14 protein-coding genes are annotated in these 15,182 nt (G+C 63.0%); 6 read left to right on the top strand and 8 right to left on the bottom strand.

Annotated features, from left to right (window positions below; all coding sequences use genetic code 11):
- Positions 1 to 100 precede the first annotated feature (100 nt).
- Entirely contained in the window at positions 101 to 484 is a 384-nt protein-coding gene (locus E2H86_RS11170) for a PaaI family thioesterase (RefSeq protein WP_133327671.1), read from the bottom strand.
- Positions 484 to 2,808 (bottom strand): Tex family protein, encoded by a 2,325-nt coding sequence (locus E2H86_RS11165; protein WP_133327669.1) that lies wholly within the window; start codon positions 2,806 to 2,808, stop codon positions 484 to 486. The genes E2H86_RS11170 and E2H86_RS11165 overlap by 1 nt, the downstream gene beginning before the upstream one ends.
- A gap of 225 nt (positions 2,809 to 3,033) precedes the next feature.
- Between E2H86_RS11165 and ompR the strand changes: the two genes are divergently transcribed.
- Complete coding sequence (ompR, locus tag E2H86_RS11160) at positions 3,034 to 3,774, top strand: osmolarity response regulator transcription factor OmpR (RefSeq protein WP_133327667.1); 741 nt, start codon at positions 3,034 to 3,036, stop codon at positions 3,772 to 3,774.
- A gap of 16 nt (positions 3,775 to 3,790) precedes the next feature.
- Entirely contained in the window at positions 3,791 to 5,104 is a 1,314-nt protein-coding gene (locus tag E2H86_RS11155) for an ATP-binding protein (RefSeq protein WP_133327664.1), read from the top strand.
- Between the two features lie 61 nt (positions 5,105 to 5,165).
- Here the strand turns inward: E2H86_RS11155 and rimK are convergent, their stop codons facing one another.
- Together rimK and rimB are read right to left on the bottom strand one after the other, a co-directional pair.
- The gene (gene rimK, locus E2H86_RS11150; protein WP_133327662.1) at positions 5,166 to 6,071 is read right to left on the bottom strand and encodes a 30S ribosomal protein S6--L-glutamate ligase; all 906 of its coding nucleotides are present in this window, start codon (positions 6,069 to 6,071) and stop codon (positions 5,166 to 5,168) included.
- Positions 6,068 to 6,550, bottom strand: coding sequence for a retropepsin-like aspartic endopeptidase RimB (gene rimB / locus E2H86_RS11145; RefSeq protein ID WP_133327660.1), 483 nt, complete (start codon positions 6,548 to 6,550; stop codon positions 6,068 to 6,070). Before rimB ends, rimK begins: the two co-directional genes overlap by 4 nt.
- A 109-nt stretch (positions 6,551 to 6,659) precedes the next feature.
- On the opposite strand from rimB, the gene E2H86_RS11140 reads away from it, so the two are divergent.
- Positions 6,660 to 7,061, top strand: a complete 402-nt coding sequence (locus E2H86_RS11140; RefSeq protein ID WP_133327658.1) for an RNA-binding S4 domain-containing protein — start codon at positions 6,660 to 6,662, stop codon at positions 7,059 to 7,061.
- Positions 7,062 to 7,122: 61 nt separating this feature from the next.
- On the opposite strand, the gene E2H86_RS11135 is transcribed toward E2H86_RS11140, so the two are convergent.
- Positions 7,123 to 7,917, bottom strand: coding sequence for a phosphatase PAP2 family protein (locus E2H86_RS11135; RefSeq protein ID WP_133327656.1), 795 nt, complete (start codon positions 7,915 to 7,917; stop codon positions 7,123 to 7,125).
- 118 nt (positions 7,918 to 8,035) lie between these two features.
- Between E2H86_RS11135 and hslO the strand changes: the two genes are divergently transcribed.
- From hslO to E2H86_RS11120, 3 genes are all read left to right on the top strand, one after another.
- Entirely contained in the window at positions 8,036 to 8,935 is a 900-nt protein-coding gene (gene hslO, locus E2H86_RS11130) for an Hsp33 family molecular chaperone HslO (RefSeq protein WP_133327654.1), read from the top strand.
- Between the two features lie 179 nt (positions 8,936 to 9,114).
- Positions 9,115 to 10,656 (top strand): phosphoenolpyruvate carboxykinase, encoded by a 1,542-nt coding sequence (locus E2H86_RS11125; RefSeq protein WP_133327652.1) that lies wholly within the window; start codon positions 9,115 to 9,117, stop codon positions 10,654 to 10,656.
- Positions 10,657 to 10,746: 90 nt separating this feature from the next.
- Positions 10,747 to 11,187 (top strand): acyl-CoA thioesterase, encoded by a 441-nt coding sequence (locus E2H86_RS11120; protein ID WP_133327650.1) that lies wholly within the window; start codon positions 10,747 to 10,749, stop codon positions 11,185 to 11,187.
- Positions 11,188 to 11,244: 57 nt separating this feature from the next.
- Here the strand turns inward: E2H86_RS11120 and E2H86_RS11115 are convergent, their stop codons facing one another.
- From E2H86_RS11115 to fdhD, 3 genes are all read right to left on the bottom strand, one after another.
- Positions 11,245 to 11,727 carry a glycine zipper domain-containing protein gene (locus E2H86_RS11115; RefSeq protein WP_133327648.1) on the bottom strand — a complete coding sequence of 161 codons (483 nt, stop codon included), beginning with the start codon at positions 11,725 to 11,727 and terminating at the stop codon, positions 11,245 to 11,247.
- A 227-nt stretch (positions 11,728 to 11,954) separates the two neighbouring features.
- Positions 11,955 to 14,300 carry an FdhF/YdeP family oxidoreductase gene (locus tag E2H86_RS11110; RefSeq protein ID WP_133327646.1) on the bottom strand — a complete coding sequence of 782 codons (2,346 nt, stop codon included), beginning with the start codon at positions 14,298 to 14,300 and terminating at the stop codon, positions 11,955 to 11,957.
- The gene (gene fdhD / locus E2H86_RS11105; protein WP_133327644.1) at positions 14,297 to 15,136 is read right to left on the bottom strand and encodes a formate dehydrogenase accessory sulfurtransferase FdhD; all 840 of its coding nucleotides are present in this window, start codon (positions 15,134 to 15,136) and stop codon (positions 14,297 to 14,299) included. The genes E2H86_RS11110 and fdhD overlap by 4 nt, the downstream gene beginning before the upstream one ends.
- Positions 15,137 to 15,182 lie beyond the last annotated feature (46 nt).

Here is a 15,182-nt window from a genome sequence, read left to right as displayed (position 1 = left end):
ACAAGGGTAGGTAGAAAGGAACTGGCGTTGTCGCCTGGTTTACGCGGTTCCGGCAGTGCCAGCGCACTGCCGAAAAATACCGCAGATACCGCTTTGGCGGCTATAGAACTGCAAAGGTTCCTTGCGCTTTCGCCACCAGTTTGTCGCCTTGGACTACGTCGGCGTCGACCACCAGCGTACGCCGCCCGGCATGCAGCACGCGGGCGGTGCACAGCACTTCCCCTTCGCTGATGGCGCGCATGTAGTTGATCTTGCATTCGACGGTGACGCTTTGCTGGTCGAAACCATGACTGGCCGAGCAGGCCAGGCCCATGGCGATGTCCACCAGGCTGAAGATCGCCCCGCCGTGCAGCTTCTGGCCACGGTTGCGCAACTGAGGCTCCAGCGCCAGAGCCACCTCGGCAACGCCGGTGTCCAGGCGTTGCACGCGGCAGCCGAGAAGCTGGCTGTAGGCGCTGTGGACCAAATCCTTGGGAATTTCCATCATTTCTTCTTCAGTTGCTTGGCGTTGGCGAACAGCGCAGCCATGGCGTTGTTGGCCGGGGCTGCGCTGGTGGTTTCACGTGGGCGCTGGGCCTGTTGCTGGCGATTGCCGCCGTTGCCACGGCCACCCCCGCGATGACCTTCGACCTTCTCGCCGGGGGTGTCGCCCATGCGCATGGAAAGACCGACGCGCTTGCGCGGGATGTCGACTTCCATGACCTTGACCTTGACCACGTCGCCAGCCTTGACTGCTTCCCGTGGATCCTTGACGAACTTCTCCGACAGCGCCGAGATATGCACCAGGCCGTCCTGATGCACACCGATATCGACAAAGGCGCCGAAGTTGGTGACGTTGGTCACCACACCTTCGAGGATCATGCCAGGCTCCAGGTCCTTGAGGTCTTCGACGCCCTCCTGGAAGGTGGCGGTCTTGAACTCGGGGCGTGGGTCGCGGCCCGGTTTGTCGAGCTCCTGGAGAATGTCGGTGACGGTCGGCAGGCCGAAGGTCTCGTCGGTGAACTTCTTCGGGTCGAGGCGTTTGAGGAAGCCACTGTCGCCGATCAGCGAGCGGATATCTCGGTCGGTGTCGGCGGCGATGCGTTGTACCAGCGGGTAAGCCTCCGGGTGCACGGCGGAAGCGTCGAGCGGGTTGTCGCCATTCATCACGCGCAGGAAGCCTGCGGCCTGCTCGAAGGTTTTCTCGCCCAGGCGGCTGACCTTTTTCAGCGCCGCACGGGTGGCGAACGGGCCGTTGGCGTCGCGGTGGGCGACGATGTTCTGCGCCAGGGTGGCATTAAGGCCGGAGATGCGCGTCAGCAGTGCCACCGAGGCGGTGTTGACATCGACCCCCACGGCGTTCACGCAGTCCTCGACCACAGCGTCCAGGCCACGGGCCAGCTTCACCTGCGAGACATCGTGCTGGTACTGGCCGACGCCGATGGATTTCGGATCGATCTTCACCAGCTCGGCCAGGGGGTCCTGCAGACGACGGGCGATCGACACCGCGCCACGGATCGACACATCGAGGTCCGGGAACTCGCGGGCTGCCAGTTCCGAGGCCGAATACACCGATGCACCGGCTTCGGAAACCATGATCTTGGTGATCTTCAGCGCTGGATACTTTTTAACCAGCTCCGCCACCAGTTTGTCGCTTTCGCGGCTGGCGGTGCCGTTGCCAATGGCGATCAGTTCCACCGAGTGCTTGGCGCACAGGGCAGCCATGATCGAAATGGTGCGGTCCCAGTCGTTCTTCGGCGCGTGCGGGTAGACGGTGGTGTGGTCCAGCAGCTTGCCGGTGGCGTCCACCACGGCGATCTTGCAGCCGGTGCGCAGGCCCGGGTCGAAGCCCAGGGTGGCGCGGGGGCCGGCGGGTGCGGCCAGCAGCAGGTCGTGCAGGTTGTGGGCGAAGACGTTGATGGCCTCACCTTCGGCGTTGTCGCGCAGTTCGCCGAACAGGTCGGTTTCCAGGTGGGTGTAGAGCTTCACCTTCCACGTCCAACGCACCACTTCGCCGAGCCACTTGTCGGCCGGGCGGCCGCGATTCTCGATGCCGACGTGGTTGCCGATCATCAGTTCGCAGGGGTGCAGGGTGCCAGGAAGCTCCTCGCCGACCTTGAGAGAGGCGCTCAGCACGCCTTCGTTGCGGCCACGGAAAATGGCCAGGGCGCGGTGGGAAGGTGCGGTGCGCAGCAGTTCGTCATGGGCGAAATAGTCACGGAACTTGGCGCCTTCCTCTTCCTTGCCGGCCACCACGCGGGCGCTGAGTACCGCTTCCTGTTTGAGGAAGCTGCGCAGTTTGTCGAGCAGGGCGGCATCCTCGGCGAAACGTTCCATGAGGATGTATTTGGCCCCTTCAAGCACGGCCTTGACGTCGGCGAAGCCCTTTTCCGCGTCGACGAAGCGCGCTGCCTCGCTTTCCGGGGTGAGGTTCGGGTCGTTGAACAGACCGTCGGCCAGCTCGCCGAGGCCGGCTTCGAGGGCGATCTGGCCTTTGGTGCGGCGCTTTTGCTTGTACGGCAGGTACAGGTCTTCGAGGCGGGTCTTGGTGTCGGCCAGCTTGATCTCGCGGGCCAGCTCTGGGGTCAGTTTGCCTTGCTCCTCGATGCTGGCGAGGATGCTGGTGCGGCGCTCGTCCAGTTCACGCAGGTAGCGCAGACGTTCTTCCAGGTGGCGCAATTGGGTGTCGTCCAGGCTGCCGGTCACTTCCTTGCGGTAACGGGCGATGAAGGGCACCGTCGAGCCTTCGTCCAACAGGCCCACGGCCGCCTCGACCTGTTGTGGACGCACGCCCAGTTCTTCGGCGATACGGCTGTTGATGCTGTCCATGTAAACCACCTGACAATAGTGAATGCGGGGCCGCGGCAGGGCATGGGCCCGGCGGCGCTGGATGAAAGCGGCGCATTATACCCGTCGAAACTCGCTTGCGGTGATGGCGCCAGGCCAGTGGCCGGGCCTGGGAACTGGCGCCTGGGGAAAAATCTGCTAACAATGCACACGGCACGCACGGCAGTGGCTACGCCATAATGTGCGGCGATATCAGAGGAGTTATTCATGACCGGCACTGCGAACAACGCTGAAGGCGAAAAGATTCTCATCGTCGATGACGACCCGGGGCTGAGCAGCCTGCTGGAGCGTTTCTTCACCAGCAAGGGCTATCGTGCCCGTGCGGTGCCCAATACCGAACAGATGGACCGCCTGCTGCAGCGCGAAGTCTTCAATCTGGTAGTGCTCGATCTCATGCTCCCGGGCGAGGACGGTCTGTCCGCGTGCAAGCGCCTGCGCCAAGCGAACAACCAGATCCCGATCATCATGCTCACCGCCAAGGGCGACGAGCTTAGCCGTATCAAGGGGCTCGAACTGGGTGCCGACGATTATCTGGGCAAGCCGTTCAACCCGGACGAGCTGATGGCCCGCGTCAAGGCCGTGCTACGCCGTCAGGCGCCAAGCGTGCCGGGCGCGCCGGGCAGCGAAGACGAAACGGTCACCTTCGGCGACTACGAGTTGTCGTTGGCTACCCGTGAACTCAAACGCGGCGCCGAGGTGCACATGCTCACCACCGGCGAGTTCGCCGTGCTCAAGGCCTTGGTCATGCATGCCCGCGAACCGCTGACCCGCGACAAGCTCATGAGCTTGGCCCGCGGCCGTGAGTGGGATGCATTGGAGCGCTCGATCGACGTGCAGATCTCGCGCCTGCGTCGCATGATCGAACCGGACCCGTCCAAGCCGCGTTATATCCAGACCGTATGGGGCGTGGGCTACGTGTTCGTACCGGACGGAAACGCCAGCAAATGATGATGCCTCGCCATCGATGAAAACGCCGCTGTGGTTCCCGCAGAGCTTCTTTGCGCGCACGCTGTGGCTGGTGCTGATCGTCGTCCTGTTCTCCAAGGCCCTGACCCTGGTCTATCTGCTCATGAACGAGGACGTGCTGGTCGACCGCCAGTACAGCCACGGCGTGGCCTTGACCCTCCGGGCGTATTGGGCGGCGGATGAACAGAACCGCGACAAGATCGCCGAGGCTGCGGGCCTGATCCGCGTGACGGGCTCCGGCGTGCCGGAAGGCGAGCAGCACTGGCCGTACAGTGAAATCTACCAGCGGCAGATGCAGGCCGAGTTGGGCGAGGACACCGAAGTCCGCCTGCGCATCCACGCACCACCCGCCTTGTGGGTGAATGCGCCGAGCCTGGGACCCGGCTGGTTGAAGGTGCCGCTGTACCCGCACCCGCTGCGCGGACAGAAGATCTGGAACGTGCTGGGTTGGTTCCTGGCGATCGGCCTGCTGTCCACGGCGTCGGCGTGGATCTTCGTACGTCAGCTCAACCAACCGCTCAAGCGCCTGGTCTTCGCTGCTCGCCAGCTGGGGCAGGGGCGCAGCGTACGGTTGCCGATCAGCGATACGCCGAGCGAAATGACCGAGGTGTACCGTGCGTTCAACCAGATGGCCGAGGATGTCGAGCAGGCCGGACGAGAGCGTGAGCTGATGCTGGCGGGCGTGTCCCATGACCTGCGCACACCGTTGACCCGCCTGCGTCTTTCGTTGTCGCTGATGGGCAATGACAGCGAACTGAGCGAGGACATGGTGCGCGACATCGAGGACATGGACGCGATCCTCGACCAGTTCCTGGCCTTCATCCGCGATGGCCGTGACGAGCCGGTGGAGGAGGTCGACCTGGCTGACCTGGTGCGGGAAGTCGTGGCCCCTTACAACCAGCCGGAAGAGCGTGTGCGCCTGTGTCTGGAGCCGATCCCGCCGTTTCCGCTGCGCCGGGTTTCCTTGAAGCGCATGTTGGGCAACCTGATCGGCAATGCCTTGCACCACGCCGGCAAGGGGGTCGAGGTGGCCGCCTACGTATCGGGTGACGAGAGCGCACCGTACGTGGTGCTGAGCGTACTGGACCGCGGCGCGGGGATCGATGAGTCGGAGCTGGAGACCATCTTCAACCCGTTCATTCGCGGTGATCGGGCGCGAGGTGGCAAGGGCACTGGCTTAGGTCTGGCGATCGTCAAGCGGATCGCCGCGCAGCACGGTGGCAACGTCGAACTGCGTAACCGCTCCGGCGGGGGGATCGAGGCGCGGGTGAGGCTGCCGCTGGGGCTCTTGCTGCCGCGTAACGCCGTTTGAATGTGATGGACTGCACGGTCCCTTCGCGAGCTCGCCCGTGAAGGGACCGTTGCGGTTCGGATCAACCCTTGCCTTTGGTTCGGGTCTGATTAGGTCCGCCGTTCTTCTCCAGGTGCTCGATGATCATCCCGGCCACGTCCTTGCCGGTGGTCACCTCGATGCCTTCCAGGCCTGGCGATGAATTCACCTCCATCACCAACGGGCCATGGTTGGAGCGCAGGATATCCACCCCCGCCACGCTCAACCCCATGACCTTGGCCGCACGAATGGCGGTCATGCGCTCTTCGGGCGTGATCTTGATCAGGCTCGCCACGCCACCTCGGTGCAGGTTCGAGCGGAACTCGCCAGGTTTGGCCTGGCGCTTCATCGAGGCGATCACCTTGTCACCGACCACGAAGCAGCGGATGTCGGCGCCGCCGGCTTCCTTGATGTACTCCTGAACCATGATGTTCTGCTTCAAACCCATGAAGGCTTCGATCACCGACTCGGCAGCCTTGGTGGTTTCGCACAGCACCACGCCGATACCCTGGGTGCCTTCGAGCACCTTGATCACCAGCGGCGCGCCGTTGACCATCTGGATCAGGTCGGGAATATCGTCTGGCGAATGAGCGAAACCGGTGACCGGCAGGCCGACACCGCGCCGCGACAGCAACTGCAGCGAGCGCAGCTTGTCGCGCGAGCGGGCGATGGCCACCGACTCGTTGAGCGGATAGACCCCCATCATCTCGAACTGGCGCAGCACGGCGCAGCCATAGAAGGTCACCGAGGCGCCGATGCGCGGTATCACCGCATCGAAGCCTTCCAACGGTTTGCCGCGGTAATGGATCTGCGGCTTGTGGCTGGCGATGTTCATGTAGGCCCGCAGCGTATCGATCACTACCATTTCGTGGCCACGCTGGGTGCCGGCTTCGACCAGGCGGCGGGTGGAATACAGACGCGGATTGCGCGACAGCACAGCGATCTTCATGCAGCACCTGTGACAGGAGAGAGTGTGGCCGGGAAGGCCGGTTTGTCTTGAACGTATTTGAGACCAGGGTTGACGACCAATTGCGCCTGGACGAGCGCCTTGGAGCCGAGCAGCAGGCGGTAACGCATGTTCTTGCGGCAGGCCAAGGTAAATTCGACCTCCCAGACTTCATCGCCCAGCGCCAGCGACGTACGGATCACGTAACGAATCTGGGCCTGGCCGTTGGAGCTCTTGATGGTTTTCATGGCGACCAGCGGCGCTTCGCAACGGCGGTGGCGCAACTGCACCACCGAGCCCAGGTGGGCGGTAAAGCGCACCCAGCGCTGACCATCGCGTTCGAAGGGTTCCACCTCGGTGGCATGCAGACTGGAGGTGCTGGCGCCGGTGTCGATCTTGGCGCGCAGCCCAGCGACGCCCAGGTCGGGCAGCGCGACCCACTCGCGCAGGCCGATCATTGTCAGATGGTCAAATGTCTTCACGAAGCGCACCCTGCGGATGAGGTGGTGAACTGTAAGCACGGCAGCGATTTTTTGCATCCGCTGGTTACGGTAGTACAGTTCGATGAAAGACAGAATCAGAGGTAGAGGGATGGCAGGCAAGCAGGAGGAGGACGACAAGGTTCGTCTGGATAAATGGCTTTGGGCGGCACGTTTCTACAAGACACGGGCGCTGGCCAAAGCGGCCATCGAGAGTGGCAAGGTGCACTGCCGTGGCGAGCGCTGCAAACCAGGCAAGGAACCCCGGGTGGGTGACGAGTTCGTGCTGCGTACCGGCTTCGACGAACGCACGGTGGTGGTCAAGGCGTTGTCGGTCGTGCGGCGTGGGGCACCCGAGGCGCAGACGTTGTATGAAGAAACCGAGGAAAGCGTGCGCCGCCGCGAGCAAGCGGCCGAGCTGCGAAAGGCTGGGGCGTTGGGAATGACTACCGACGGTCGGCCGAACAAGAAGCAGCGCCGGCAGATTCACCAGCTGCATGGTAGTTTCGAGTAGCGCTCATCAGCCAGCAAGCCGGCTCCTACAGGCCGGCGCTATACCTGTAGGAGCCGGTTTGCTAGCGAACGACTGCCAGCCGGCCGACCAATGGCAACTTGCCCATCAGCCTGAACAGCGGCGCCGTCCAACGCAGCAGCAAGGCGCTCCCCTTGGCCGCCAGTGGCGTATGGCAGCTCCAGCCCAGCGCCAGTACCGCCATCAGCAGGCCGCCGATATAGTCGTCCTGACCCCAGTGGGCACCGGCCACCAGGCGCGGCATCATGAACAGGAAGGCCAGGCCCCAGATCACCAGGTACTGCACCAGGCGGCGGCTGAACAGGCTCATGAACAGCGCCCAGATCAACAGTACCGAGGCGTGGTCGCCCGGGAAGCTGTTGCTGGAACGGTCTTTCAGTTCCCAGGCTTTTTCCAGATTGGGGTAGTAGTCGCTCAGGTGCACGACATTGTCGAACACCATCGATGGGCTGTCATGTTGCCAACCCATTGCATCCACCCACTTGGAAAACAGTGCGCGAATCACCACTAATAGGATCAGCGTGACCAGAAAGCCGAAAAAGGCCTCGCGCACCTGGCCGGCCTTGAACACGAAGTTGCCCCGGATCAGCACGGCCAGCAGGATCAGGCCAACGACGATGTCGAAGGGCCGCAGGCTGCCGACGGTCCACACATACCGCCAAGCGGTGTTGTCTGCCAGTGGCGCATTGAGGCTGTGGAACAGCCACTCGTCGAAAGTCAGGCAGAGTATCTGGCCAAAAGGCCACAACCAGAAACACAGTAGAGCAATGGGTAGCACGGTGCAGGCTACCAGGGGGCCCCAAGACCACCTTGCTTGGAACAGGGGTCGATTGTCCATAAAATGCCTCTATTGCAAACAGAAATCGGAGCGCCTTGTGAGTGCTCTGTCATGGGCCTTCGCAGTGCGCGATAGCCGGTGTAACCATTTTGTCATCATTTTCAGATAGCCAAAACCTATGAGCGATTTGCCAGATACCGATTTCACCCAACGTTTCATCTTCGACGACCGCGATGTCCGCGGCGAGTGGGTGACGCTCGAGGACAGCTATGCCGCGGTGCTGGCACGTCATCAGTACCCCGCTCCCGTACAGGCGCTGCTCGGCGAACTGATGGCTGCCACCGCCCTGTTGGTGGGCGCGTTGAAGTTCGACGGGCTGCTGATCCTGCAGGCGCGCTCGCAGGGGCCGATCCCATTGCTGATGGTCGAGTGCTCGGGTGAGCGTGACATCCGCGGCATGGCCCGTTATGAAGCGGACCAGATCCCGGCTGATGCGAGCCTGGCTCAGTTGATGCCCGATGGCCATCTGACCCTGACCATCGACCCGGTCAAGGGCCAGCGCTACCAGGGTACCGTCGACCTCGACGGTGCCAACCTGTCTGAGTGTTTCACCAACTATTTCGTTCAGTCCCAACAACTCAACACCCGCTTCTGGCTCGATACCACCACGGGCAAGGCTCGCGGTCTTCTGCTGCAGCAACTGCCGCGGGACCGTCAGCCGGACGATGAAGAGCGTGAGGAAAGCTGGCAACATGTGATCGCCTTGGCCAGTACACTCAAGCCCGAGGAGTGGAGCCTGGAAAACGAAACCCTGCTGCACCGCCTGTATCACGAAGATGCCGTGCGCCTGTTCGATATCCAGCCGCTGCGCTTCAAATGCAGTTGCTCGCGCGAACGATCCGGCAATGCACTGGTCAGTCTTGGCGAGCATGACGCCAAGCAGCTGGTGGAAGAGTGCGGGGGAACGGTGGAGATCGACTGCCAGTTCTGCAACGAACGCTACTTCTTCGATGCCAGCGACGTGGCCCAGCTGTTTGCCGGTGGTGGCACTGACCTGGCGTCAGACACTCGTCACTGAAACGTTTAAGTTTAGGGAAATCTCCTGTCGAATTGCGCAAAAGAGCGGATCTGACAGGAGGGGCCTACTTTTTTTGGGCGTTTCTGGCATAATCCGGCCACTTTTTTCGCTGTAGTAGTTTTTTCGAGACAACTACAAAACGTTTGGAGCACTCGGCCTCGGGCCGGATGGGGTATCTCATGACGCAAGCCAACAACACCGTGTACACCGACCTGAGCGTCGATGAACTGGTCAAAGAAGCGCTGCAACGCGGTGAAGGCGTGCTGGCCGATACTGGCGCACTGGTAGTCGAGACCGGCCACCGTACCGGCCGCTCGCCAGCCGACCGTTTCATCGTAGAAGAACCTTCCACCCAGGACGCCATTGCCTGGGGCCCGATCAACCGCAAGTTCCCGGCCGACAAGTTCGATGCCCTGTGGGACCGCGTCGAGGCGTTCAACAACGCCCAGGATCACTTCGTTTCCTACGTTCACGTAGGGGCGGCCGCCGAGCACTACCTGCCGGTGAAGATGACCACCCAGACTGCCTGGCAGAACCTGTTCGGCCGTTGCCTGTTCATCAACCCTGAGCAGTTCAATCCGGCTGGCCGCGACCAGTGGCAGATTCTCAACGTCGCCAACTTCGTCTGCGAGCCTGAGCGTGACGGCACCAATTCCGACGGCTGCGTGATCATCAACTTCGCCGCCAAGAAAGTGCTGATCGCTGGCATGCGTTATGCCGGCGAAATGAAGAAAGCCATGTTCTCGGTGCAGAACTTCCTGCTGCCGGCTGCCGACGTACTGCCGATGCACTGTGCGGCTAACATCGGCGAAGCAGGCGACGTGACCCTGTTCTTCGGCCTGTCCGGTACCGGCAAGACCACCCTGTCGGCCGACGAAAGCCGTTACCTGATCGGTGACGACGAGCACGGTTGGGGCGAAGGTGTCGTCTTCAACATGGAAGGTGGCTGCTACGCCAAGTGCATCGACCTGTCCGAGAAGAACGAGCCAGTCATCTGGAAAGCCATCAAGCACGGCGCAGTCCTGGAGAACGTCGTTCTCGATGCCAACAAGCACGCCGACTACGCCGATGTCAGCCTGACTCAGAACAGCCGTGCCGCCTACCCGCTGGAGCACGTGGCCAAGCGTGCCGAGGCCAACCTGGGTGGCGAGCCTAACGCAGTGATCTTCCTGACCTGCGACCTGACCGGTGTTCTGCCTCCGGTGTCGATCCTGAACAACGAGCAGGCGGCCTACCACTTCCTGTCCGGCTACACCGCACTGGTCGGTTCCACTGAAATGGGTTCGGGCGGCGGCATCAAGTCGACCTTCTCCACCTGCTTCGGCGCACCGTTCTTCCCGCGTCCGGCCGGTGAGTATGCCGAGCTGCTGATCAAGCGTATCAATGCTTTCGGCTCCAAGGTCTACCTGGTCAATACCGGCTGGACCGGCGGTGGCTACGGTGTTGGCAAGCGCTTCAGCATCCCGACCACCCGTGGCGTGATCGCTGCCATCCAGAGCGGTGCTCTGGTCGGTGCCGAGACCGAGCACCTGGACATCATCAACCTGGACGTGCCGAAGGCCGTTCCGGGCGTTGACACCGAGCTGCTCAACCCGCGCAACACCTGGGCTGACAAGGCTGCATACGACGAGGCCGCCAAAGGCCTGGCCAAGCTGTTCACCGAGAACTTCAAGAAGTTCGACGTGTCCGAGGCCATCAAGGCTGCTGGTCCTCAGTTGTAAGCTGTCGCTGGTTGGAATGAGAAAGCCGCCCCTTGGGGCGGCTTTTCTGTTTCACTTGATAGACCCGTCGCGGATATCGAGCCCACTCCCATGACCGAATCCCCCAATCGCACCGCCTTCTTCCACTTCCACCCGATCCTCACCCGTCCCCAGGACAACGATCTCAACGGTCATATTGCCGGTGCTACCGTCCACGGTTTCTTCGAAACCGCGATCCAGGCCTTCCTGGTCGAGCAGGCCGCATTGGACCTTCGCGAAGGCGAGGTGGCGGCGTTCGTGGTCAGTTCAGCGGCGGACTTCTACGCCCTGCCCGGTTTCCCGGACGTGCTTGAGGTCGGGCTGGGAGTCACGCGGCTTGTGGGCAGCACGGTGGAATACCGCCTGGCGTTGTTCCGTCCAGGAGAGGCTGAGGCCTGCGCGGCGGGCTCGGTGGTGCAGGTGTTCGTCGAGCGGTCCAGTGGCCGTCCGTTGGCCTTGCCAGAGACGTTGCAGGCCATCCTGGCCGGCCTGGCGCTCGACCGGCCAGCATGAAAAAGCCCCGCCAGCAAGGGCGGGGCTCTTCTAACTGCCTGGGCCTAGCTCCAGGTATTAGTGACGCCAGTGGCGCTTGTGCTTGCGGTGGCCATAGTGGTGGCCGCGGTCCCAGTGGCGACGATCGTCGTCGTAGCCGCGACGGTAGCGGCGTCCGTCATGACGGTCGTCTTCATCGGCCTTGTTGCCCATGTAGTTGCCCAGCGCGCCACCGGCACCGCCGCCTGCGGCCGCGCCTATATAGCTGCCGGTGGTGCCGCCTACCGAGCGACCGATCACGTTGCCGCCCGCGGCGCCCAGCGCGCCACCGATGGCGGCTTCGCCGCGCTGGTGCTTGTCGGCACCGACGGCACTGCCCGCGGCGCCACCCAGGCCGGCACCGATCGCGCCACCGGTGCTACCGCCAATCGACTGGCCGACGACTGAACCCAGTACCCCACCCAATGCGCCGCCAATGCCGGCCTCGGTGGAGCCGCCTGCCATGGCAACGCCGCTGAGCAAGCTGAAAGACAACAACAGAATCGAGGAGTACTTCTTCATCAAGAGAGCCTCATAGGGATGACGAGGCGAAATGTGAAGGTCTCGAAGGCGCCTGGCAACGCAAATCCGACGAGTAGCACGAGTTGTACACAATTATCTAAGTTATTGTTTTTATGATGAAACTTTATGAATTTTCTCGTGTCTCAGTAGGTTAAGACAAAGCCCTGAACCGTTGCGGAACAGGGCTTTTTCAATGCTGCAAGAGGGTATTGCCAACCCTCTGACGTCTACACGATACGCCCGTCGTCCCGGGCTCGCTCGAGCTTGATGGCGACGAATTTCGAGGTCGGGGTATGGCTGCCGTCGCCAATGCTCTCCAGCGGAATGAGCGGGTTCACCTCGGGATAATACGCCGCTGCCTGGCCGGCGGGGATGTCGAACGCCAGGAGCGTGAAGCCCTGTACCCGGCGTACGTGGCCATCGCCCCACAGCGAGACGATGTCGACCTTCTGCCCAGGCTGGAAGCCCAGGCGCACGATGTCGGCTTCGTTGACGAACAGCACCTCACGTTGGCCGCGCACGCCACGGTAGCGATCGTCCAGTCCATAGATGGTGGTGTTGTACTGATCGTGGGAGCGCATCGACTGCATGATCAGGTCGGGTAGCTGACCGCTGGCGCGCACGCGTTCGTCGAGCAGGGTGTCGGGCAGCAGGTTGGCCTTGAAGTTGGCCCGGCCAGTGCTGGTCTTCCATTCACGGCTGCCGGCGCTGTTGCCGAGATAGAACCCGCCTGGGTGGCGCAGGCGTTCGTTGAATCCGGCAAAGCCGGCGATGGTGTCGCCGATCAGGTCGCGGATGCGGTCGTAGTCGGCCACCAACCAGTGCCAGTCCACCGGTTTCTTGCCCAGGGTGGCTGCCGCGATGCCGGCGATCACCGCAGGCTCCGAGCGCATCTGGGGGGACAGTGGCTTGAGCTGGCCGTTCGAGGCGTGGACCATGCTGAACGAGTCTTCAACGGTGACCGCTTGCGGGCCGTCGGCCTGCAGGTCGATGTCGGTGCGACCCAGGCATGGCAGGATCAGCGCCTGTTTGCCATGGACCAGGTGGCTGCGATTGAGCTTGGTGCTGATGTGCACGGTCAGCTCGCAGTTACGCAGCGCTTGGGCGGTACGCTCGGTATCCGGGGTTGCCTGGGCGAAGTTGCCGCCCAGACCGATGAACACCTTGGCCCGGCCCTCGAGCATGGCGTGGATGGCTTCGACGGTGTTGTGGCCATTGTGCCGCGGGACCGGGAAGTTGAATCGTCGCTCAATGGCATCGAGCAGCGCCGCCGGCGGGCGCTCGTTGATGCCCATGGTGCGGTCGCCCTGCACGTTGCTGTGGCCGCGTACCGGGCACAGGCCGGCACCTGGCACGCCAATGTTGCCGCGCAGCATCTGCAGGTTGACGATTTCCTGGATGGTCGGCACCGAATGGCGGTGTTGGGTGATACCCATGGCCCAGCACATGATCACGCGCTTGCCGCGGCAGTACATGCGCGCGGCAAGCTCGATGTCAGCCAGGTCCAGTCCTGATTGCTGTTGGATGTGCGCCCACGAGGTGCTGTCGACCACGGCAAGGTATTCATCGACGCCATGGCCATGCTCGGCGATGAACAGGTGGTCGAACACGGCGGGCTCGCCCTTGGCCTGGGCCTCGCGTTCCCACTGCAGGAGAAACTTGGCCATGCCGCGCAACAGCGCCATGTCGCCGCCCAGCGCCGGACGGAAGAAGGCGGTGTTGGTCGGACGGTCACTGTTGGTGAGCATCTCCAGTGGGTTCTGCGGGTGCTGGAAACGTTCCAGGCCGCGTTCCTTGAGCGGGTTGACGCATACCACCTGGGCGCCGCGCTTCACCGCATCGCGCAGGGGGTCGAGCATACGTGGGTGGTTGGTGCCTGGGTTCTGGCCCCAGACGAAGATCGCGTCGGCATGCTCGAAGTCATCGAAGGTCACGGTGCCTTTGCCAACGCCGACACTCTGCCCGAGCGCCACGCCACTGGCCTCGTGGCACATGTTCGAGCAATCCGGGAAGTTGTTGGTGCCGTAGGCGCGCACGAACAGCTGGTAGAGGTAGGCCGCTTCGTTGCTGGCACGTCCGGAGGTGTAGAACTCGGCCTGATCGGGGCTGGTCAGGTCGTTCAGATGCCGCGCGATCAGGGCGAAGGCGGCGTCCCATTCGATCGGCTGGTAGCGGTCGGTCTGCGGGTCATAGACCATGGGTTCGGTGAGCCGACCCTGGTATTCGAGCCAATAGTCGCTCTGCGCCAACAGCGCGCTGACGCTGTAGCGGGCGAAGAAGGCGGCGTCGACGCGGCGCTTGGTGGCTTCCCAGTTGACGGCCTTGGCGCCGTTCTCGCAGAACTTGACCATGCCGCTTTCGGGCGAGTCGCCCCAGGCGCAGCCGGGGCAGTCGAAACCGCCGTTCTGGTTGGTCTTGAGCAGCGCGCGGATGTTCTTCAACGCGTTGTCGCTGCTCACCCAGGCCTTGGCCACGCTGCGCAGCGCGCCCCAGCCACCGGCGGGGCCGTGGTAGGGCTTGTAGCGTGGGGAAGAGGCGGGGGTGTTGTCTGGAATGTGTTGGTACGAGGTCACGACTGATGGGACTCCGCCGCAGGACTATAGACCCGCGGTGCGCTGTGTTTGGGCAGATGGATGAGATTGAGGTTGTGCTTGCGTGCCCATTGCAGGGCGAGGCCGGTCGGTGCCGACAGGCTGACCAGGGTCTGGATGCCGGCGCGCAGGACTTTCTGGATCAGCTCCAGGCTGCAGCGGCTGGTGACGATGGCCAGGCCACCCGTGGCGTCGATGCCTTGGCGCAGCAGGGCGCCGATCAGCTTGTCCAGGGCGTTGTGCCGGCCGATGTCTTCACGGCCCAGCAGCAGTTCGCCCTGATCGTTCATGAACAGCGCCGCGTGCACTGCGCCGCAGTGCTGGCCGAGCGGTTGGAAGGCATCGATCCGTTCACGCAGGTTGGCCAGCCAGTGCGCCGGCGGCAGTGGTGCGCCCGGCAGCACGGCCAACTCCGGCAAGGCCTGCTCCAGGGCTTCGACCCCACACAGGCCACAGCCGCTGGTCCCGGCCAATTGCCGGCGCTGGTTCTTCAGGTTCCAGAACGCACGGCTGGAGATTTCCAGATCGGCGTACATCGCCGATCCGCTGCCGGAAAGCTTGAGGTCGTAGATTTCCGTGGTGCCTTCGACGATGCCACTGCCGACGCTGAAGCCGACCGCGAAGTCCTCGAGGTCGGTGGGGCTGACCAGCATCACTGCCTGGTTGAGGCCGTTGTAGACGATCGCCAGGGCCACTTCCTCGGCCAGCGGCGTGCGCGCCTTCGCGCCGTCGTCGAGCTGGACGTAGTCGTAGGTGTTGCTGGCAGCGGGCAGGGTCAGGGGCGATGACGCCGCGCAGACCGGGGGTTTGCTGTGCATCGGCGTGGATTACCGGCGGCTATTTGATAGCACAAGCCTAGGCGTG

The organism is Pseudomonas putida, from assembly GCF_004357765.1.
Classification (GTDB): domain Bacteria; phylum Pseudomonadota; class Gammaproteobacteria; order Pseudomonadales; family Pseudomonadaceae; genus Aquipseudomonas; species Aquipseudomonas putida_U.
Note: the sequence above shows the minus strand (reverse complement) of the source record. Positions and strands in the feature narration are given on the sequence as shown.